The following is a 19,720-nucleotide window of genomic DNA, read 5'->3' as shown; positions in this document are numbered from 1 at the left end:
GGGCGGGAAGTCAGCGGCGGGCGCCGCAATTCGCCCGATCGGGCGGCTGCTCCGGTCGGGCCGGACCTCTCTACGGGTTCCGGTCGAACCGGGACTCTCCTACAGGATCCCGGTCGGATCGGACGTCTCGTACGGGTTCCGGCCGAGCCGGACTCTCCTACGGTCACCCGGCGGCCCTTGAGAGGCTCAGACGCGGACGCCGAACTGGAAGGGCATGTTGTTGATCGACTCGTAGCGCACCGAGGCCCCCGGCTTCGGCGCGTGCAGGACCGTGCCGTTGCCGGCGTACAGACCTATGTGGTGCAGGTCGCCGTAGAAGAGCACCAGGTCGCCCGGCTTGAGCTGGCTCATGCTCAGGCGGGTGCCCGCGTTGGCCTGGGCCTGGGAGGTGCGCGGCAGCGACTGGCCGGCCTGCTGGTAGGCCCAGGAGGTCAGGCCCGAGCAGTCGAAGGAGGACGGGCCGGTGGCGCCCCAGACGTACGGCGAACCTATCTTGGACTGGGCGGCGGCGAGCGCGGCGGCGGCCCGCCCCGACTCGGGCGCGTCCTTGCCCAGGTCGGGCCGCTCCCCGCCGCCGGCGCCACGGCTGGCCCGCTGCGCGTCCTTCTGCTGCGCGGCCTTCTCCTTGGCCTGGATCTCGGCGCGCTCCTTGGCGGTGAGGGAGTTCAGCAGTTCCTGGGCCTTGGCGAGCTTGCCCTTGATCTCGTCCTTCTTCTCACCCAGCGCCTCGCGCGTGTCGGTGAGGTCCTTGATCTTGCTCGCGGCTTCCTGGCGCTGCTGGGCGAGTTGGCGCTGCTTGTCCGCGATGGTCTTGAGCTGGTCGGCCTGCTGACCGCTCAACTGGTCCAGCGTGGCGGCCTTGTCCAGGTAGGTGTCCGGGTCGCCGGAGAGGAAGAGCTGGACGGAGGGGTCGATGCTGCCGCTGCGGTACTGGCCGGAGGCGACCTCGCCCAGGCTCTTGCGGAGCTGGTTGAGCTCGCCCTGGCCACGGGCGACCTTGTCCTGGAGGCCGTCGACCTCCTTCTGCAGCTTCTCCTGGTTCTCCTTGGCCGCGTTGTACTTCTCGGTGGCCTGCTCCGCCTGCTCGTAGAGCTTGTCGACCTCGGTCTTGACGTCCTGCTTCGTCGGCTTCGGGGCGGCCTGGGCGGCCTGGGACGAGAGGGCGACGGCCGCGGCGGCGGTCGCGGTGAGCACGGTCACCCGAGTACGGCTCGGCTGCTTGGGTCGACGGTGGGACGCCACGAAGGCGAGCTCCTTCTTCCTCCAGCCGCCTACCGGGAAGGGGGTGGCAAGACCCCGGCTCCGCGTGAACGGCGCGGACTCGGCGGTTCCTTCACTGTTCGTCCCGGGTGGACGATCACCTGCATGAAGGATTGAGGCATGACCTTAGTAACCGAGTTGTGATCCCTTCAAATCCTCAGGAGAAAAATCTGCGTCAGGAGCCCCATCCTTTACCAACAGCACACTGGCAGTAACGGACATTTGACGCTCAGATACGAAACATCGGATTCCGGTACGCGCCGCACGCGCCCCCCCGTACGCACATCCCGCCTCCGTCCGCGTGCGCGTCAGGTACGGGCAAGCCGCTTGAGCAGCAGGGCCGATGCGACCGGCCGCGCCCCCGCCTTGGCCACCCCGTCCGCCACCTCGCGGTCCGTGGAGACCACGACCACCGGGCGGCCGGGCGGCTCGGCCCGTACGAGCTGGCGGATCAACTCGTCCGCCGTCACACCCGGTTTACTGAACAGCACCCGCACCCCGCGCGGCGGCGCGAGCAGCACCGGCGCCGCCAGCTCCGCGCCGTCGAAGACGCACGTCATCTCCGCGCCCGTCTGCGCGGCCAGTACCGCCAGTCCCCCCAGCAGCCGCAGCCGCTGCTTGTCCAGCGGCATCGTGGGATAGCCGGTCTTGGTCACGTTGTAGCCGTCGACGACCAAGTGGGCCTGCGGCAGGGCCAGAAGCTGGTCCAGCAGCGCCGGGTCGGTCTCGGACAGGGCGCGGGTGGCGATGTCCTTGGGCGTCATCTTGCCCGGCGTCACCGCGTCGACGGTGTCCGCCGGGTGCATGCTGGCGGGCGGCAGCGCCAGTTCGCGGCGCAGCCCCTGTGCCGCGTCCAGGACCGTGTCCAGCAGCAGCCGCAGCCGCATGTCCTCCACGCTGCGCCCCTCGCGGGCGGCCCGCCGGCCGGTCTCCAGGACCGCCTCGGCCTCCGCGACCCGGGCCTTGAGCCGCCGTACCTCGCTGTCCGCGCTCGTCTTCTCCGCCGCCGCGGCGGCCCGTACGGACTCCAGCTCGGCCTCGGTCTTGCGTACCGCCGCCTCACCGCGCCGTACGTCGTTCAGCGCACTGCGCAGCTTGCGCCGCAGCGCCTCGTTCTCCCTGCGCAGCGTCTCCAGGTCCCCGCGGGTCCGCTCGGCGTCCGTACGGGCCTGGGCGCGCGCCTGCGCCAGCTCCTCCCGGAGCCGGGACAGCTCGCGCTCGGCCTCCTCGCCCGCCCGCTCGGCGCTCGCCCGCTGGGCCTCCTCGCCCGCCGCCTCGACGAGCTTGACCCACCCCTGCGGGCGCAGCACATAAGCCGCCGCCGCGACGTCCAGGGGGTCGGCGGCGGCGGGCGGGGTGCCGTTGTCCAGCGCCTCGGCCAGCTCCGGGTGGGCCAGGCGGACCCGGCCGGCGATCCGCTGCCGGAAGACCGCGTCGCCCTCCAGCGCCGCCGCCATGGCGTTGCCCGCGAACTTCGCCCGGCGGGAGGGGGTGAACCGGGCATACTGCCGCAACGGCGGCGGAAGTTCGGCGACCGTCAGGCCGCCGAAGGATTCCGCGGTCAGCGCCACGACCCGGCGCCGTACGCCCTCGGGCAGCGGCCGGTCGAGCACCTCGTCGGCCTCGGCCGCACCGGCCTCGGCGTCGTGCCCCGCCCCCGTCTGCCCATCTGGACGTTCCACCACTGCTGCGTCGCTCCGATCTCTGGCGCTGTCTCAGGCGCTCGCGCCCGGCCGCGCGACCAGTTCGATCCGGTCGACCGCGTCGCACCAGCGGCAGCGAACGGACTCGATGCTCTCACTGAGGACCTCGCGCTCCTCCACCTTGGCCTCCCCGGCCAGGTCGAGGTGCACGTACTCCACGACCTGGGAGCGGCGCGTGACGTCGAAACGCGTGAGGTTGCCGCACAGGGTGCAGCGCCACCGGGTCTGATCCGTCGGCGGGGGAACAGCCATGGTGTCGCCCTCTTTCGTCGTTTCGTCGCGCTCGTCGAACTGGTGCCCGTGCTGTGTCTCTGTTGTCCCCGTGCTTCCACGCGGTGCGCCGTCGGACTGCGGGAGTACGTGAACAAAGAAGTACGCGAGGTTCTGCCCGTTACCCTACGGCCTGGTGGTGCCCGGGTGCGGGCCCCGCCCGCGACGCGGGACGCGGCGAGGCGCTCTGTCCCGATTGGCCCTATTGCGCCATGATCACTTCATGACGGTCCCGTCGCTGTCCTCGCTGTCCTCCCTCTTTCCCCGGTCGCCGCGTCAGATCCGGGCCGCGTTCTCCAGGATGACCAATGTCCTGATCGCCGTCTGCTGCGTCGTCTTCGTCATGGGCCCCGCCTCGGGCCTGAACGGGTCCCCCACCGACCCCGGCGCCCTGCTGCAGGCCCAGACCGCGTACTTCGCCCACTGGGGCGTGATCCCCCGCGACCTGTGGAGCGGCGACCCGCGGGCCCTGATCACCCCGCTGACCGCGCTGTTCGTCCACGGGAGCTGGCTGCACCTGCTGGGCAACATCCTCTTCCTCCACGTCTTCGGCGGCATGGCCGAGGCGCGGATGGGCCGGGTTGCCTTCGCGGCCTTCTACGTCCTGACCGGCTACCTGGCGCTGCTGGGCTACGCCGCCGCGCACGCCGCGTCGGGCCAGACCCTGGTCGGCGCCTCCGGCTCCATCTCCGGGGTCCTGGGGGCCTTCTTGTATCTCTTCCCCCGGGCACGGGTCACCAGCCTCTACCCGTTCCTGTTCTTCCTGCCGCTGCGCTTCCCCGCCTGGATCGTGCTGCTCTTCTGGTTCTTCCTCCAGTGGATGGCGGCCCAGCGCGACCCCACCGGGCCCGGCGTGGCCTACCTCGCGCACGTCGTGGGCTTCGCGCTGGGGTTCACGTACGCGTGGGTGCGCTACCGCAGGAGGTACGTTCCGGCGGCAAAGGCAGCGGACGCCCCCGGTAGGGTGGGCCCGCAGGAACAGGCGACCGAGGGAGAGAGCCAGCCGTGATCACCGCGATCGTGCTCATCAAGACCAGCGTGGACCGGATTCCGGAGATCGCGGAGAAGATCGCCGCGCTGGAGGGCGTCAGCGAGGTCTACTCGGTCACCGGCGCGCACGACCTGATCGCGATGGTGCGGGTGGCCCGCCACGACGACCTGGCCGAGGTCATCCCCGGCCGGATCAGCAAGGTGCCGGGGGTGGCCGCCACGGAGACCCACATCGCCTTCCGTACGTACTCCCAGCACGACCTGGAGGCGGCCTTCGCCATCGGCCTGGACTCCTGAGGCACGTTCCTGAGCCGCTTCCGGGTCCCCGCCGCCGGGCCCGGCCGTCCGGATGCCCGGCTGTGCCGCCCGCCCGCTCAGGCCGAGGAGGCGACCGCGGCGGTGTCCGGCACGCAGCGCCCGTCCACGGTGCGGTAGTTCCACCGGGCGCCGTCGCTCACCAGCTCCTGTACGGCGCGCAGGAACCGCTCCACGTGCTCGTCCGGGGTGCCGGCGCCGAAGCTGACCCGTACCGCGTCGAGCGAGGCCCCCGGACCCGCCGTGTCCGCTGCGGCGGCTGCGGCATCCGGCGCCGGCGCACCGCACTGCGCCGGCTCCCCGGGCGCGCCCCCCAGCAGGATCCGTACGAGCGGATGCGCGCAGAACAGCCCGTCGCGCACCCCGATCCCGTACTCCGCCGAGAGCGCCGCCGCCAGGTGCCCGCTGTGCCAGCCCTCCACGACGAAGGACAGGACACCCACCCGCGGGGCGTCGTCCCCGAACAGCGACAGCACCCGCACGCCGGGCACCCGCGCCAGCCCCTGCCGCACCCGCTCCACCAGCCGCTGCTCGCGGGCGAGGAGGCCCTCGAAGCCCGCTTCGGTCAGCGTCCGGCAGGCGGCGGCGACGGCGTGGACGCCGATGACGTTCGGTGAGCCGGCCTCGTGCCGGGCGGCGGTGGTGTGCCACCGGACATCCACGCCGCCGTCCGGGCGCCGGGTGACCGTACGGCTGGCGCCGCCGCCCGCGAGGTACGGTTCGGCCTCCTGGAGCCAGTCCGCGCGGCCGGCCAGCACGCCCGCGCCGAACGGGGCGTACAGCTTGTGCCCGGAGAAGGCCACCCAGTCCACGTCCAGCGCGGCGATGTCCAGGGGGTGGTGCGGCGCCAGTTGGGCCGCGTCCAGCACGATCCGCGCGCCGTGCGCGTGCGCCGCCGCTGCCAGCTCCTGTACGGGCCACAGCTCACCGGTCACGTTCGAGGCGCCCGTCACACACACCAGAGCGGTGCCGTACGGATCGCGCGCCGCCAGCGCCTTCTCCAGCGTCTCCACCGCCTCCCGCGGGCTGCGCGGCGCGTCCAGGCAGTCCACCCGGACGTCCGCGCGCCGCCCCCAGGGCAGCAGCGCGGCGTGGTGCTCGGTCTCGAAGACGAAGACCCGGGCGTCCCGGGGCAGGGCGGTGGCCAGCAGGTTCAGCGAGTCGGTCGTCGAACGGGTGAAGATCACCTGATCGTCGGGGCGGCAGCCGAGGAACCGGGCGACCTCCGCGCGGCTGTTCTCGAACAGGTCGGTGGAGAGCTGCGAGAGGTACCCGGCCCCGCGGTGCACACTGCCGTAGTACGGGGCGTACGCGGCCACCTCGTCCCAGACCCGCTGGAGCGCCGGGGCACTGGCGGCGACGTCCAGCGCCGCGTACTCCACCTCGCCGCCGGTGACCAGCGGGACCAGGACGTCCCGCCCGAGCACGGGCAGCGGAGCGCGGACGTCGGCGTCGGTGGCGGCAGCGGAAACAGGCATGGCGAACTCCCGTGAAGGCAGGGCTGCTTCGCCGCTGGGCAGGCACGCGGAAGCGGGGTGGGCCGGCAGCGGCGAAAAGAGAAAAAGGGGATAAGGAGAAACGGGAAACGGGGCCGGAGGCCCTAGCGCATTCGCTGCATCACAGGAGGACTCCCTCAAGGACCAGGATCCCTGGCGAGGGATCCGCGCTTGCCGCAGACCTCGCTGCCTGCGACCTGGTCATCACCCGGGGCACCCCGCCACGGACGGAGGGTTGCCGGACAGCGGGCCGGGGCCTGTTCGCTGTCACTCGTGACCTGTTCAGCATCATGCCACACGATCAAGAAGGCGCAAGGCCCGTCCGCATCCCGGACGGGCCCCGGCCCCGCTCGCCCCACGGGCGGCGGCACACTCACGCGTTGCTGGCGGCCACCCAGCGCTCCAGTGCCCGCCGGGCCGCTCCCGAGTCGATCGATTCCGCCGCCCTGGCCATGCCCGCCGCGAGCTGCCCGGTCAGCGGCCCGTCCGCCGGTTCGAGCGCGACCAGCGCCGCCGCCGAGTTCAGCAGCACCGCGTCCCGTACGGGCCCCCGCTCGCCCGCCAGCAGCCGCCGCGCCACGTCCGCGTTGTACGAGGCGTCCGCGCCGCGCAGCGCCTCCACCGGCACCAGGTCGATCCCCACGTCCCGCGGGTCGAAGGACTCCTCCCGTACGGCGCCGTCGCGCACCACCCACACCTTGGAGGTCGCCGTCGTCGTCAGCTCGTCCAGCCCGTCGTCCCCCCGGAAGACCAGTGCGCTGGAGCCGCGCTCGGCGAGCACCCCGGCCAGGATGGGCGCCATCCGGGCGTCGGCGACCCCGGTCGCCTGGGCCGTCACCTTGGCCGGATTGGTCAGCGGACCCAGGACGTTGAAGGTCGTCCTGATCCCCAGCTCCCGCCGGGCGGCGGCCACGTGCCGCAGCGCGGGGTGGAACTTGACGGCGAAGCAGAAGGTGATGCCGGCCTCGGCGGCGACCTGGACCACCCGCCGGGGCGTCAGGTCCAGATTGACGCCCAGCTTTTCCAGTACGTCGGAGGCGCCGCTGGCCGAGGAGGCCGCGCGGTTGCCGTGCTTGACGACCTTCGCCCCGGTCCCCGCCACCACGATCGAGGACATGGTGGAGATGTTGACGGTCTTGGCGCCGTCCCCGCCGGTCCCCACGATGTCCACGCTCGGACCGGGCACCTCGATCAGGTTCGCGTGCCCGTACATGGCCCGTACGAGCCCGGAGATCTCCGCCACCGTCTCGCCCTTGGCCCGCAGCGCCACCGCGAACCCGGCGATCTGCGCGTCACTGGCCTCGCCGCGCATGATGCGGTCCATGGCCCACGCGGTGTCGTCGGCGGCCAGGTCCCGCCCCTCCAGCAGGGTGTTGAGCACGTCCGGCCAGGTGCGGACCGCCACGCTGCCGCCGCCTGCCGGGGTCACGACGTTCATGGTCCACGCTCCTGGGGTCGTCTCCTGCGTGCGGCAACCCTATCCGGCCCCGCGCACGCCGAAGGGCCCCGTCCGGGGTTCGGACGGGGCCCTCAGGGTGGCGTACTTACTGCTGCGCCCCGTAGGGCGCGGGGAGATCAGTGGTGGCCGTGGCCGCTGGTGATCTCCTTGTACTCCTCGACGGTCGGCTTCGGGATGACGTTGTCCTCGCCGTAGTAACCCTTCGAGAGCTTGGCCCGCAGCTTCTGCGTGCGCTTGATCTTGCGCTCCACGCCGTTCTCGTCGACCTCGGGGCCGAGGTCCAGCGGCTTGGGCTGCTCGTGCTGGGTGAGCGTGTGGAGCTGCTCCTGCCGCAGCGGCTCGTGCACCTCGATGAACTCACCGTGCGGCAGACGCTTGATGATGCCGGTCTCCCGGCCGTGCAGCACCTTGTCGCGGTCGCGCCGCTGCAGACCCAGGCAGATCCGCTTGGTCACGATGAAGGCGATCACCGGGCCCACGAAGAACCCGATCCGCACGAACCAGGTGATCGCGTTGATCGACATGTGGAAGTGGGTGGCCCACAGGTCGTTTCCACCACCGATGAGCATGATGAAGTACGCGGTCAGCCAGGCCACACCGAAGCCCGTACGGGTCGGCACGTTGCGCGGGCGGTCCAGGATGTGGTGCTCGCGCTTGTCACCGGTGACCCAGGACTCCACGAAGGGGTAGACCGCGATCGCGACCAGCACCAGCGGGAAGATCAGGATCGGGATCAGCACACCGAAGTTGATGGTGTGGCCCCAGAAGTTCCACTCCCAGCCGGGCATGACACGGATCAGACCCTCGGCGAAGCCCATGTACCAGTCGGGCTGGGCGCCGGTGGAGACCTGGTCGGGCCGGTAGGGACCGATGGCCCACACCGGGTTGATGCTGGCGACCGCAGCGAGCACCGAGATGACGCCGAAGACCAGGAAGAAGAAGCCACCGGCCTTGGCCATGTAGACCGGCAGCAGCGGCATGCCGACCACGTTGTTGTTGGTCTTGCCGGCACCCGGGAACTGCGTGTGCTTGTGGTAGAAGACCAGGATCAGGTGCGCCACCAGCAGGCCCAGCATGATGCCGGGCAGCAGCAGCACGTGGATGGTGAAGAACCTGGGGATGATGTCGTGCCCCGGGAACTCCCCGCCGAAGATGAACATCTGCAGGTACGAGCCGACCAGCGGCATCGCCAGGATGACACCTTCGATGAACCGGACACCGGTGCCCGAGAGCAGGTCGTCCGGCAGCGAGTAACCGGTGAAGCCGGTGAACATGCCGAGCACCAGCAGCAGGAAGCCGAAGAGCCAGTTGACCTCACGCGGCTTGCGGAAGGCGCCGGTGAAGAACACCCGCATCATGTGGATCATCATCGCCGCGAGGAAGACCACGGCCGCCCAGTGGTGGATCTGCCGGATGAGCAGACCGCCGCGGACGTCGAAGCTGATGTCCAGCGTCGACTCGAACGCCTGGGTCATCCTGATCCCGTGCATGGGCACGTACGAGCCGTGGTAGGTCACCTCGGCCATGCTCGGGTGGAAGAACAGCGTCAGGTAGACACCGGTCAGGATGATGATGATGAACGTGTAGAGGCAGACCTCACCCAGCATGAAGGACCAGTGGTCCGGGAAGATCTTGCGCATGTTGGCCTTGGCGAGGCTGTAGATGCCCAGCCGGCCGTCCGCCCAGTCGGCGATCCGCTCACCCCGCGGCGCCTGGCCGCGGCGCGTGGTGGTCGCACTCGTTTCGTTACTCATCCGCGCTCCCAGAAGCTCGGGCCGACGGGCTCCGCGAAGTCGCTTACGGCCTCAAGGAAGCCGTCCTTCACCGTGATGTGGAGCTGGGGCAGGGCGTGACCGGCCGGGCCGAAGATCACGCGACCGCCGTCAGCGAGGTCGAAGGTCGACTGGTGGCACGGGCACAGCACGTGGTGCGTCTGCTGCTCGTACAGGCTGATCGGGCAGCCGACGTGGGTGCAGATCTTGGAGAAGGCCACGATGCCTTCGTGCGACCAGTCCAGTTCCTGCTTGTCCTTGATGTTCTCCGGCTGGAGCCGGACGAGCATCAGGGCATCCTTGGCGATCTTCGAGTGGAACTCGTGATCGTCCTCCTCCAGGCCCTCGGGCTTGGCGAAGGTCAGCGAGCCGACCGCGATGTCCTCGGGACGCAGCGGGAGGTTGGTGGACTGGTTGACCAGCCGGACGCCCTTCTTCCAGCTCGTGGTGCGCAGCTTCTTCTCCGGCAGCGGACCCAGGTCGCGCAGCAGCACCACACCGGAGAGCGGCACCAGGGCCAGCGCGCCGAACATGGTGTTGCGGATCAGCTTGCGCCGGCCGATCGCGGACTCCTTCGCGCCCTGCGCGAAGTCCTCCATGACCTTGGCCTTGACCTCGGGGCTCGCCTCGATCGGGTGACGCTCGTCGGCGACCTCCTCGTCCGACATCAGCGTACGGGCCCAGTGGACCGCGCCGGCGCCGATGCAGAAGAGCGCCACACCGAGCGTCAGGCCGAGCGAGAAGTTCAGCGCGCTGACGTGACCGAACGGCCAGATGTAGACGATCTTGTCGATCGGGAAGATCACGTACGAGGCGATGAAGCCGATCGTCGCGAGCATCGACAGGGTGAACAGGAAGGCGACCACACGCTCGGAACGCTTGGCGGCCCGCTCGTCGTTGTCCTGCGCACGGTGCTCGTGGGGCGGCAGCCCCGGGTCGGCGAACGGGTTGTCCGCGGTGTCCACCGCGGAGCCGTGTGCCGCGTCCCGCTCACTGGGGAGGTTGTGTTCTGCCACGTCGTTGTGTGGTCCAGTCTGACTCATGACTTCTTGGCCTTCGTAGTCCGGGCTGCGACCCAGATGGCGACCGCGATCAGCGCGCCCATGCCGGCGATCCAGCCGAAGAGACCCTCGCTGACCGGTCCGAGACCACCGAGCTCCATACCACCGGGGCTGGGGGTGTCCTCACCGTTGACCGCGCCGAGGTAGGCGACGATGTCCTTCTTGTTCTGCGCCGACAGGGTGCCGTCGCCGAAGGAAGGCATGTTCTGCGGGCCGGTTTCCATGGCCTCGTAGATGTGCTTGGGCTTGACGTCCTCAAGCGTCGGTGCGAACTTGCCGTTGGTCAGGGCGCCGCCCTTACCGGTGAAGTTGTGGCACTGCGCGCAGTTGGTACGGAACAGCTCGCCGCCCTTGCCGATGTCGGCGTTCTCGGGGCTGTACTGCGACGCGGCGGGCACACTCGGACCGGCGCCCAGCGACGCCACGTACGCCGCGAGCTGGTTGATCTGGTCCTGGCTGTAGATGTTCTTCTTCCGCGGCACCTGGGCACCGGGCTGCTGCGCCGGCATCCGGCCGGTGCCGACCTGGAAGTCGACCGCGGCTGCGCCCACGCCGACCAGGGGCGGGCCGTCAGTGGTGCCCTGACCGCCCTGACCATGGCAGCTTGCGCAGCCCACGGCGAAGAGCTTCTTGCCCTCCTTGATGGCAAGGGACTGGGCGGTGTCGTCGGCCTGAGCCTTGTCCGCGGGCGCGAACGCCGCGTACAGCCCCCCAGTGACCGCCAGCGCGAAGAGTAGGACGACGAGCGCCGCCAGCGGATGGCGCCGTCGTGCGGAGAGCTTTTTCACGGATTACCCCGGTGTCAGGATCTTCTGCGTCGATGCTTTGGCTATGTCTGTCTGATGTGCGGTTCCGGTACGGGACCGGTTACCGGATCAGGTAGATCGTGGCGAAGAGGCCGATCCAGACGACATCGACGAAGTGCCAGTAGTAGGACACGACGATGGCCGCGGTGGCCTGTTCGTGGGTGAACCTCTTGGCCGCGTACGTCCTGCCCAGGACCAGCAGGAAGGCGATCAGGCCGCCTGTCACGTGCAGTCCGTGGAACCCGGTGGTCAGGTAGAACACCGAGCCGTAGGGACCGGACGAGAGCGAGAGGCCCTCTTCCTTGACCAGATCGGTGTACTCGAAGACCTGTCCGCCGATGAAGATCGCACCCATGATGAAGGTGATCACGAACCAGGTCCGCAGCTTCTTGACGTCGCCACGCTCGGCGGCGAAGACACCGAGCTGACAGGTCAGGGAGCTGAGCACCAGGATCGTGGTGTTCGTCGCGGAGAACGGAAGATTCAGCGCATCGGCGGATTCCTTCCAATACTCGGCCCCGGTCACCGATCGGAGGGTGAAGTACATCGCGAAGAGGGCCGCGAAGAACATCAGCTCGGAACTCAGCCAGATGATGGTTCCGACGCTGGTGAGGTTCGGCCGATTGACCGACGGGTGCGCGTGCCCGGTTTCTACTGTCGTTGCTGTCGCCACGACCGACATTATGTCGGTCCCTTATCCCGCCCTCACTCCGGGGGGTGCCGTTCGGTGTGTCAAGGGCGTGTGCCCTGCTCGTACGGCCCATTCCGGGGCTCGTCCGAAGGGAGGAATCGTGCCCGGTCCGGGCCCCTGACCCCGGCTTCGGGGCCGGTTCTGACGGGCAGTCGGGCAGATCTTGGATCCGTACGACCCCTCCTGCGCGCCGCCGCCCTGGGAGTAGCATCCGCGCGAAGGACGCCTCCCGGCGGTGGCCGGGTACGGCCCCGCTCCGAGCTGTGCTGCCGAGATGCGTGGAGGAACGACGATGCAGGCGACTGCCACGGTGCTGGTCTACAGCGACAACGCGCGGACCCGGGAGCAGGTCCGGCTCGCGGCCGGGCACCGTCCCGCCGCCGATGTGCCGCCGGTGGAGATCGTGGAGTGCGCGACCCTGCCCGCCGTCCTGGAGGCCCTGGAGCAGGGCGGGATCGATGTGTGCGTGCTGGACGGGGAGACCGCGCCGGCCGGCGGCATGGGGGTCTGCCGGCAGATCAAGGACGAGATCTTCCGCTGTCCGCCCGTGCTGCTGCTCATCGGCCGTCCGCAGGACGCCTGGCTGGCCACGTGGAGCCGCGCGGACGCCGCTGTGCCGCACCCTGTGGACCCGGTGGCCTTCGCGGACGCCCTGGCCGCCCTGATGCGCCGAAGGCTCCTCACGGGGGCCTGAGAAGGCCGCTGGGCCGCTCGTCGGCCGGCCCGGTGAGGAGCCTTCAGACCTGGGGGCGCAGCCGGGCCGCATCGGCGGGTCCCGGCCGCTGCTCGCTGCGCGCCCCCGTACCGGCCCCTTCGTCTCCGCCCAGCGCACTGCCCTTGCGCCATTCCTCCCACGACATGTTCCAGTCGCCGAACCCGTTGTCGAAGGGGGTCATGGTCTCGCCGCCGCTGTTGATGACCTTGACGATGTCACCGACGCGTACGGTGTCGAAGAACCACTTGGCGTTGTCGGTGGACATGCCGGTGCATCCGTGGCTGACGTTGTCGGCGCCCTGGGAGCGTACGGACCAGGGCGCGGCGTGCACGTACTCGCCGCTCCAGGTGACCCGGGTGGCCCAGTAGACCGGCAGGTCGTAGGCGTCCGAACTCCCTGAGGGGATGCCGATGCTGGTGCCGCGCATCCGGACGAACCCCTCCTTGCCCAGGACCACCTTGGTGCCGTTGCGGGTGGAGTAGCCGGGCTTGCCGGTGGTGACGGGGATGGAGTTGATCTGCTCACCGTTACGGGTGACCGTCATGTAGTGGGCCGCCGCGTCGGTGACGGCCTCGACCCGGTCCCCCGTACGGAGCTTGACGGGGTTGGCGGGGCCCCCGTACAGCTCCTTGGAGACCTTCAGGCCCTCCAGCGTGCTGTGGACGTCGATGGAGGCGTGGGCGGGCCAGTACTCGCGCGGCCGGAAGTGCAGCGACTTGCCGTCCACCCAGTGCCAGGAGCCCTCCACGCGCGGCGTGGACTCGACCTTCAGGGAGCGTTCGACGACGGCGCGCGCCTTGGGGTCCTGGATCTGCTTGCTCAGTTCGGCCGTGATGGGCTGCCCGACCCCGTACGTGCCGCTTTCGGGACCGAACTTGACGCGCAGCCGGTTGTCGGAGTCCGCGGTGTCGACCTGGAGCGTCTTGCGGCCGGGCAGGCCGTCCTCGTCCTCGGTGCTCACCCGGACGGTGTAGCGGGTGCCGGCCGCCAGCGGGAGGGTGGTGCGCCATTTCTTGCCGTCGACGGAGAGTTCGCCGTTGATGTAGCGGCCGGCGGCGTCGGTCGCCGTGACGTCCGTGATCCGTGCCTCGTCGTCGGTGGCGGTGATCTCCAGCGGCTTGTTGGGGTCCACCTTGTGGGTGCCGGAGGCGTTGGCCGAGACCTGCTCGGCCGCGTCGTAGGGCTTGGCGGCGAGCGGGTCCGACAACGAGCCTTGGCAGGCGGTCGCGGCCACCGCCAAAGGTGCCAGCAGGAGGGCGCAGCAGCGCACCGTCCGGGTTCGTGGTCTGTGACTCATGCCCTAAAAGTATGAAGAACTGTCAGCTCCAGCGCGCTGGAGGACTGCAAACGGGCGGGCCCGGACACCTGTGGAGGTGTCCGGGCCCGCCCGGTGTGCCGTGGGAACCGCGTCTACTGCGTGCGGTTCTCACCCCGGTAGTACTCGAATACCCAGCCGAAGAGACCGACCAGGATGACCGGGGCCGAGAAGTACAGCAGCCACCAGCCGAAGATCACGCCCAGGAAGGCGAGCGAGCCACCGACGGCCAGGGACAGCGGCTGCCAACTGTGCGGGCTGAAGAAGCCCAGCTCACCGGCGTCGTCGGCGACCTCGGCCTCCTTGTTGTCCTGCGCTCCGGCGTCCACCCGGCGAGCCGTGAAGGCCAGGTAATAGCCGATCATGATGCACAGTCCGAAGGCGAGGAACAGCGCGGTGGTGCCCGCCGGCTCCTTCGACCAGACGCCGTAGACGATCGCCATGGCCAGGACGAAGACGGAGAGCCAGATGAACATCTTGGCCTGGATCTTCACTTGCCCGCCTCCTTGCCGCCGGCGAGGGCCTTGTCGTCCGCCGGGCTGTGCCCGTTCTCAAGGGCGTCCAGGGCCGCGATCTCGGGGTGGTGCAGGTCGAACGCCGGGGATTCGGAGCGGATGCGCGGCAGCACGGTGAAGTTGTGCCGCGGCGGCGGGCAGGAGGTCGCCCACTCCAGCGAACGGCCGTAACCCCACGGGTCGTCGACCTCCACCTTCTTGCCGTACTTGCCGGTCTTCCACACGTTGTAGAAGAAGGGCAGGATCGACAGGCCCAGCAGGAACGAGCTGATCGTGGAGATCGTGTTCAGGGCGGTGAAGCCGTCGGCCGCGAGGTAGTCCGGGTAACGCCGCGGCATGCCCTCGGCGCCCAGCCAGTGCTGGACGAGGAAGGTGCCGTGGAAGCCGATGAACAGCGTCCAGAACGTGATCTTGCCGAGCCGCTCGTCCAGCATCTTGCCGGTGAACTTCGGCCACCAGAAGTGGAAGCCGGCGAACATCGCGAAGACGACCGTACCGAAGATGACGTAGTGGAAGTGCGCCACCACGAAGTACGAGTCCGAGACGTGGAAGTCCATCGGCGGCGACGCCAGGATCACACCGGTCAGACCACCGAAGGTGAAGGTGATCAGGAAGCCGACCGCCCACAGCATCGGCGTCTCGAAGGACAGCGAGCCCTTCCACATCGTGCCGATCCAGTTGAAGAACTTCACACCGGTCGGCACCGCGATCAGGAACGTCATGAAGGAGAAGAACGGCAACAGCACGCCGCCCGTCACATACATGTGGTGCGCCCACACCGTCACCGAAAGACCGGCGATCGAAATGGTGGCCGCGACCAGGCCCCAGTAACCGAACATCGGCTTCCGGGAGAACACCGGAATGACCTCGGAAATGATGCCGAAGAACGGCAGCGCGATGATGTAGACCTCGGGATGGCCGAAGAACCAGAACAGGTGCTGCCACAACAGCGCCCCGCCGTTGGCCGCATCGAAGACATGCGCCCCGAATTTACGGTCCGCCTCCAGCGCGAACAGCGCCGCGGCCAGCACCGGGAAGGCCAGCAGCACCAGCACACCGGTGAGCAGCACGTTCCAGGTGAAGATCGGCATACGGAACATCGTCATGCCCGGAGCGCGCATGCAGATGATCGTGGTGATGAAGTTGACCGAGCCCAGGATCGTACCGAAACCGGAGAACGCCAGACCCATGATCCACATGTCGGCGCCGACGCCCGGCGAGCGGACCGCGTCCGAGAGCGGGGAGTAGGCGAACCAGCCGAAGTCGGCCGCACCCTGCGGGGTGAGGAAGCCGGCCACCGCGATCAGCGAGCCGAAGAGGTAGAGCCAGTAGGCGAACATGTTCAGCCGCGGGAACGCCACGTCGGGCGCACCGATCTGCAGCGGCATGATCCAGTTCGCGAACCCGGCGAACAGCGGCGTCGCGAACATCAGCAGCATGATCGTGCCGTGCATCGTGAACGCCTGGTTGAACTGCTCGTTCGACATGAGCTGCGTGCCGGGACGAGCGAGCTCGGCGCGCATCAGCAGCGCCATCACGCCACCGATGCAGAAGAACACGAACGACGTGACCAGGTACATCGTGCCGATGGTCTTGTGGTCGGTCGTCGTCAGCCACTTCACCACGGCGATACCGGGTTGCTTCTGGCGTACGGGCGGTGCTGCCGGAGCCGTTGGGGCGGCGGCACCCTGAGATTCGTTGAGGATGCTCACTTGTGGTTGGTCTCCGCGTTCCTGGCGTGATCCGTCTGCTTGATGCCCGACGGCAGGTAACCGGTCTGGCCCTTCTTCGCCAGGTCCTTCAGGTGCTCCCGGTATGCCTTGGGGGAGACGACCTTGACGTTGAAGAGCATCCGGGAGTGGTCGACACCGCAGAGCTCGGCGCACTTGCCCATGAAGGTGCCCTCCTTGTTGGGAGTCACCTCGAAGACGTTGGTGTGACCCGGGATGACGTCCTGCTTCATCAGGAACGGCACCACCCAGAAGGAGTGGATGACGTCACGCGAGGTCAGGACGAACTGGACCGTCTCGCCCTTGGGCAGCCACAGGGTCGGGCCGGGGTTACCGGTGTCCGGGTCGTGAGTGCCCGGGATGCCCTGGTCGTAGACGCCCTCGGCCCCGGCAGGCACGCTCTTCTTCCACTTGTCCGGGATCGCGGAGACTTCCTTGGAGTCGATGTTCGTGGTCGACTTCTTGCCGTCCACGTCCTCCATGTAGTTGAACGCCCAGCTCCACTGGAAGCCCACCACGTTGATGACGTGGTCCGGCTTCTTGGAGGTCTTCAGGAGTTCGTTCTCGTCGCGCGCGGTGAAGTAGAAGAGCACCGCGATGATGATGAAGGGGACGATGGTGTACAACGCCTCGATCGGCATGTTGTACCGGGTCTGTGCGGGGACCTCCACCTTGGTCCTGCTGCGGCGGTGGAAGATCCAGCTCCAGATGATCAGGCCCCACACCAGCACGCCCACTGCAAGAGCGGCGGCCCAGGAGCCCTGCCAAAGGGAGAGGATCCGCGGCGCCTCGTCCGTGATGGGCGATGGCATGCCGAGGCGAGGAAAGTCCTTATATGTGCAACCGGTCGCGGTCGCCAGGACCAGGCCCGCAGCCAGCACCTGCGGCAGCTTCCGCCGCATCGGGCGCCGCGACGAGCGGTCGGAGCCGTTGGGACTCACGTAGCGCCTTCCCGAGAGTCTCGCCCGCGAGACCGGCTGCGGCCGTCTCGCTGGTCGGTCGCCGGCCCTGGCACGGGCAGGGGTTTGGATGTTTATGCGGACCAAACCCTACTGGACGCTATTTGGGGTCGCGCGGGGAGGGTGCCCAACGCGCCGGGTCGCACCCCGAAGGGGTGGAATCCCCGCTTCCGGCGGACATCTGACGCCACGCCCGGCAAGGGATTCCCGAGGGGCTAGCGTCGTGCCGTGCCTTACTTTGACGCTGCCTCTTCCGCTCCGCTGCATCCCGTCGCCCGGGAGGCCCTGATGGCCTCTCTGGAGGAGGGATGGGCCGATCCGGCCCGCCTTTACCGGGAAGGGAGGCGGGCCAGGATGCTGCTGGACGCCGCCCGTGAAGCCGCCGCGGAGGCCGTCGGCTGCCGCCCGGACGAACTGGTATTCACCCCGTCGGGAACGCAGGCGGTGCACGCCGGGATTTCCGGCGCGCTCGCGGCCCGTCGGCGTGTCGGCCGCCGGCTGGTCCTCTCCGCGGTCGAACACTCCTCCGTGCTGCACTCCGCAGAAGTGCACGAGGCGGCCGGCGGCACGCTGGCGACCGTACCGGTGGACCGTACGGGCCGGGCCTCGTCCACCGGCTTCGCCGAGGCGCTGGCGGCGGACACCGCGCTGGCCTGTCTGCAGTCCGCCAACCACGAGGTGGGCACCGAGCAGCCGGTGGAGGAGGTCGCCCGGATGTGCCGCGAGGCCGGGGTGCCGCTGCTGGTGGACGCCGCCCAGTCACTGGCCTGGGGGCCGGTCGCGGGCGACTGGTCACTGCTGGCCGGCAGCGCGCACAAGTGGGGCGGTCCGGCCGGGGTCGGCCTGCTGGCCGTCCGCAAGGGAACCCGCTTCTCGCCCCAGGGGCCGCGGGACGAGCGCGAGTCGGGCCGGTCGTCGGGGTTTGAGAACATCCCGGCGGTCCTCGCCGCGGTCGCCGCCCTGCGGGCCGTACGGGCCACGGCGGCACAGGAGGCGGTACGGCTGCACGGGCTGGTGGAACGTATCCGCACCCGGGTTCCCGAACTGGTGCCCGATGTGGAGGTGGTCGGCGACCCGCTGCGCCGTCTGCCGCACCTGGTCACCTTCTCGTGTCTCTATGTCGACGGAGAGACATTGCTGCACGAGCTGGACCGGGCGGGTTTCTCCGTCTCCTCCGGTTCCTCGTGCACCTCCAGCACGCTCACCCCGAGCCATGTGCTCAAGGCGATGGGCGTGCTGTCCGAGGGCAATGTCCGCGTCTCACTGCCCATGGGGACGGCCGAGGCGGACGTGGACCGCTTCCTGGAGGTGCTCGCCACGGCGGTCCGCACCGTACGGGAGAAGCTGGGCGCCCCAAGGACGGAGCGCCCCGCGCCCTCCCCCGCCGTCGGGCGTGTCGTGGACGCGCTGGGCAAGCGCTGCCCGCTGCCGGTGATCGAGCTGGCCAAGGTGATGGCCAAGGTGCCGGTCGGCGGCACGGTGACGGTGCTGGCCGACGACGAGGCGGCCCGGCTGGACATCCCGGCGTGGTGCACGATGCGCGGCCAGGAGTTCGTGGGCGAGCGGGCGGCGGAACGCGGCGCCGCCTATGTGGTGCGACGCCGCGTCTGAGCCGTACGGTCCCGGCCGCCGGATCGGGCCCGTACGGCCGGGCCGTCAGGCCAGATGGCCGCGGATCTCGGCCGCGGCCTCGTGGCCGTACGCCTTGGCGAAGCGGTCCATGAAGTTGCTGCGGCGCAGTTCGTACTCCTGGGTGCCGACCGTCTCGATGACCAGCGTCGCCAGCATGCAGCCGACCTGCGCCGCCCGCTCCAGGCCGACGCCCCAGGCCAGGCCGGACAGGAAGCCGGCGCGGAAGGCGTCGCCGACGCCGGTGGGGTCGGCCTTGGTCTTCTCCTCGGGGGTGCCGACCTCGATGGCGGGCTCGCCGACCCGCTCGATGCGCACGCCGTTGGCGCCCAGGGTGGTGACGCGGGTGCCGACCTTGGCGAGGATCTCCTCGGCGGTCCAGCCCGACTTGGATTCGATCAGGCCCTTCTCGTACTCGTTGGAGAAGAGGTAGGCCGCGCCCTCCATCAGCGTACGGATGGCCTCGCCGTCCATCCGGGCGATCTGCTGGGAGAAGTCGGCCGCGAAGGGGATGCCCCGGGTCCGGCACTCCTCGGTGTGGCGGATCATCGCCTCGGGGTCGTCGGCACCGATCAGGACCAGGTCCAGGCCGCCGACGCGCTCGGCGACGGTCTGGAGCTCGATCAGACGGGCCTCGCTCATCGCGCCGGTGTAGAAGGAGCCGATCTGGTTGTGGTCGGCGTCGGTGGTGCACACGAAGCGGGCGGTGTGCAGCACCTCGGAGATACGGACCGAGCGGGTGTCCACGCCGTGCCGGTCGAGCCAGGCGCGGTACTCCTCGAAGTCGTTGCCCGCGGCGCCGACCAGGATCGGCGCGGTGCCGAGCTGGCCCATGCCGAAGCAGATGTTGGCGCCGACCCCTCCCCTGCGGACGTCGAGCTGGTCGACCAGGAAGGAGAGGGAGACCGTGTGGAGCTGGTCGGCGACCAACTGGTCGGCGAAGCGGCCGGGAAAGGTCATCAGGTGGTCGGTGGCGATGGAGCCGGTGACTGCGATACGCACGGCGGGTCTGCTCCTGCGGAAGGCGGAAGGCG

Annotated in this window: 18 protein-coding genes and 1 riboswitch; of the genes, 4 read left to right on the top strand and 14 right to left on the bottom strand. The window is 69.5% G+C overall.

What is annotated here, in order from left to right; all coding sequences use genetic code 11:
* Positions 1 to 186: 186 nt before the first annotated feature.
* From KGS77_RS27380 to KGS77_RS27370, 3 genes are all read right to left on the bottom strand, one after another.
* The gene (locus KGS77_RS27380) at positions 187 to 1,242 is read right to left on the bottom strand and encodes a C40 family peptidase (protein WP_242585836.1); all 1,056 of its coding nucleotides are present in this window, start codon (positions 1,240 to 1,242) and stop codon (positions 187 to 189) included.
* Positions 1,243 to 1,568: 326 nt separating this feature from the next.
* Positions 1,569 to 2,945, bottom strand: coding sequence for an NYN domain-containing protein (locus KGS77_RS27375; protein WP_242585835.1), 1,377 nt, complete (start codon positions 2,943 to 2,945; stop codon positions 1,569 to 1,571).
* A gap of 30 nt (positions 2,946 to 2,975) precedes the next feature.
* Entirely contained in the window at positions 2,976 to 3,215 is a 240-nt protein-coding gene (locus KGS77_RS27370; RefSeq protein WP_242585834.1) for a hypothetical protein, read from the bottom strand.
* Positions 3,216 to 3,534: 319 nt separating this feature from the next.
* Between KGS77_RS27370 and KGS77_RS27365 the strand changes: the two genes are divergently transcribed.
* Complete coding sequence (locus KGS77_RS27365) at positions 3,535 to 4,242, top strand: rhomboid family intramembrane serine protease (protein WP_242587715.1); 708 nt, start codon at positions 3,535 to 3,537, stop codon at positions 4,240 to 4,242.
* The gene (locus KGS77_RS27360) at positions 4,239 to 4,520 is read left to right on the top strand and encodes an Lrp/AsnC ligand binding domain-containing protein (RefSeq protein WP_242585833.1); all 282 of its coding nucleotides are present in this window, start codon (positions 4,239 to 4,241) and stop codon (positions 4,518 to 4,520) included. Before KGS77_RS27365 ends, KGS77_RS27360 begins: the two co-directional genes overlap by 4 nt.
* 77 nt (positions 4,521 to 4,597) lie before the next feature.
* Here the strand turns inward: KGS77_RS27360 and KGS77_RS27355 are convergent, their stop codons facing one another.
* From KGS77_RS27355 to KGS77_RS27330, 6 genes are all read right to left on the bottom strand, one after another.
* Positions 4,598 to 6,016 carry an aminotransferase class V-fold PLP-dependent enzyme gene (locus KGS77_RS27355; RefSeq protein WP_242585832.1) on the bottom strand — a complete coding sequence of 473 codons (1,419 nt, stop codon included), beginning with the start codon at positions 6,014 to 6,016 and terminating at the stop codon, positions 4,598 to 4,600.
* A 180-nt stretch (positions 6,017 to 6,196) separates the two neighbouring features.
* Positions 6,197 to 6,313, bottom strand: a riboswitch (SAM riboswitch).
* Between the two features lie 94 nt (positions 6,314 to 6,407).
* On the bottom strand, positions 6,408 to 7,472 hold the full coding sequence (gene trpD / locus KGS77_RS27350) for an anthranilate phosphoribosyltransferase (protein WP_242585831.1): 1,065 nt from the start codon (positions 7,470 to 7,472) through the stop codon (positions 6,408 to 6,410).
* A gap of 137 nt (positions 7,473 to 7,609) precedes the next feature.
* Positions 7,610 to 9,247: a ubiquinol-cytochrome c reductase cytochrome b subunit gene (locus KGS77_RS27345; protein WP_242585830.1), complete on the bottom strand. Its 1,638-nt coding sequence runs from the start codon at positions 9,245 to 9,247 to the stop codon at positions 7,610 to 7,612.
* Complete coding sequence (locus tag KGS77_RS27340; RefSeq protein WP_242585829.1) at positions 9,244 to 10,308, bottom strand: Rieske (2Fe-2S) protein; 1,065 nt, start codon at positions 10,306 to 10,308, stop codon at positions 9,244 to 9,246. Before KGS77_RS27340 ends, KGS77_RS27345 begins: the two co-directional genes overlap by 4 nt.
* A complete protein-coding gene (locus KGS77_RS27335; protein ID WP_242585828.1) occupies positions 10,305 to 11,114 on the bottom strand; it encodes a c-type cytochrome in 810 nt (269 codons plus the stop codon). The genes KGS77_RS27340 and KGS77_RS27335 overlap by 4 nt, the downstream gene beginning before the upstream one ends.
* Before the next feature lie 79 nt (positions 11,115 to 11,193).
* Complete coding sequence (locus KGS77_RS27330; protein ID WP_242585827.1) at positions 11,194 to 11,814, bottom strand: heme-copper oxidase subunit III; 621 nt, start codon at positions 11,812 to 11,814, stop codon at positions 11,194 to 11,196.
* 301 nt (positions 11,815 to 12,115) lie between these two features.
* Between KGS77_RS27330 and KGS77_RS27325 the strand changes: the two genes are divergently transcribed.
* A complete protein-coding gene (locus KGS77_RS27325; protein ID WP_242585826.1) occupies positions 12,116 to 12,517 on the top strand; it encodes a hypothetical protein in 402 nt (133 codons plus the stop codon).
* Positions 12,518 to 12,560: 43 nt separating this feature from the next.
* Here the strand turns inward: KGS77_RS27325 and KGS77_RS27320 are convergent, their stop codons facing one another.
* From KGS77_RS27320 to coxB, 4 genes are all read right to left on the bottom strand, one after another.
* Positions 12,561 to 13,835 (bottom strand): Ig-like domain-containing protein, encoded by a 1,275-nt coding sequence (locus tag KGS77_RS27320; RefSeq protein WP_242585825.1) that lies wholly within the window; start codon positions 13,833 to 13,835, stop codon positions 12,561 to 12,563.
* A 113-nt stretch (positions 13,836 to 13,948) separates the two neighbouring features.
* A complete protein-coding gene (locus KGS77_RS27315) occupies positions 13,949 to 14,347 on the bottom strand; it encodes a cytochrome c oxidase subunit 4 (RefSeq protein ID WP_242585824.1) in 399 nt (132 codons plus the stop codon).
* On the bottom strand, positions 14,344 to 16,080 hold the full coding sequence (ctaD, locus tag KGS77_RS27310; RefSeq protein WP_242585823.1) for a cytochrome c oxidase subunit I: 1,737 nt from the start codon (positions 16,078 to 16,080) through the stop codon (positions 14,344 to 14,346). The genes KGS77_RS27315 and ctaD overlap by 4 nt, the downstream gene beginning before the upstream one ends.
* The gene (gene coxB, locus KGS77_RS27305) at positions 16,077 to 17,039 is read right to left on the bottom strand and encodes a cytochrome c oxidase subunit II (protein WP_242585822.1); all 963 of its coding nucleotides are present in this window, start codon (positions 17,037 to 17,039) and stop codon (positions 16,077 to 16,079) included. Before coxB ends, ctaD begins: the two co-directional genes overlap by 4 nt.
* 246 nt (positions 17,040 to 17,285) lie before the next feature.
* On the opposite strand from coxB, the gene KGS77_RS27300 reads away from it, so the two are divergent.
* Positions 17,286 to 18,668 carry a cysteine desulfurase/sulfurtransferase TusA family protein gene (locus tag KGS77_RS27300; protein ID WP_242585821.1) on the top strand — a complete coding sequence of 461 codons (1,383 nt, stop codon included), beginning with the start codon at positions 17,286 to 17,288 and terminating at the stop codon, positions 18,666 to 18,668.
* Positions 18,669 to 18,713: 45 nt separating this feature from the next.
* Here the strand turns inward: KGS77_RS27300 and KGS77_RS27295 are convergent, their stop codons facing one another.
* The gene (locus KGS77_RS27295; protein WP_242585820.1) at positions 18,714 to 19,688 is read right to left on the bottom strand and encodes a carbohydrate kinase family protein; all 975 of its coding nucleotides are present in this window, start codon (positions 19,686 to 19,688) and stop codon (positions 18,714 to 18,716) included.
* Between the last annotated feature and the right edge of the window lie 32 nt (positions 19,689 to 19,720).

The organism is Streptomyces sp. MST-110588, assembly GCF_022695595.1.
In the GTDB taxonomy this organism is placed as follows: domain Bacteria; phylum Actinomycetota; class Actinomycetes; order Streptomycetales; family Streptomycetaceae; genus Streptomyces.
This window is presented reverse-complemented; position numbering and strand designations above follow the sequence as displayed.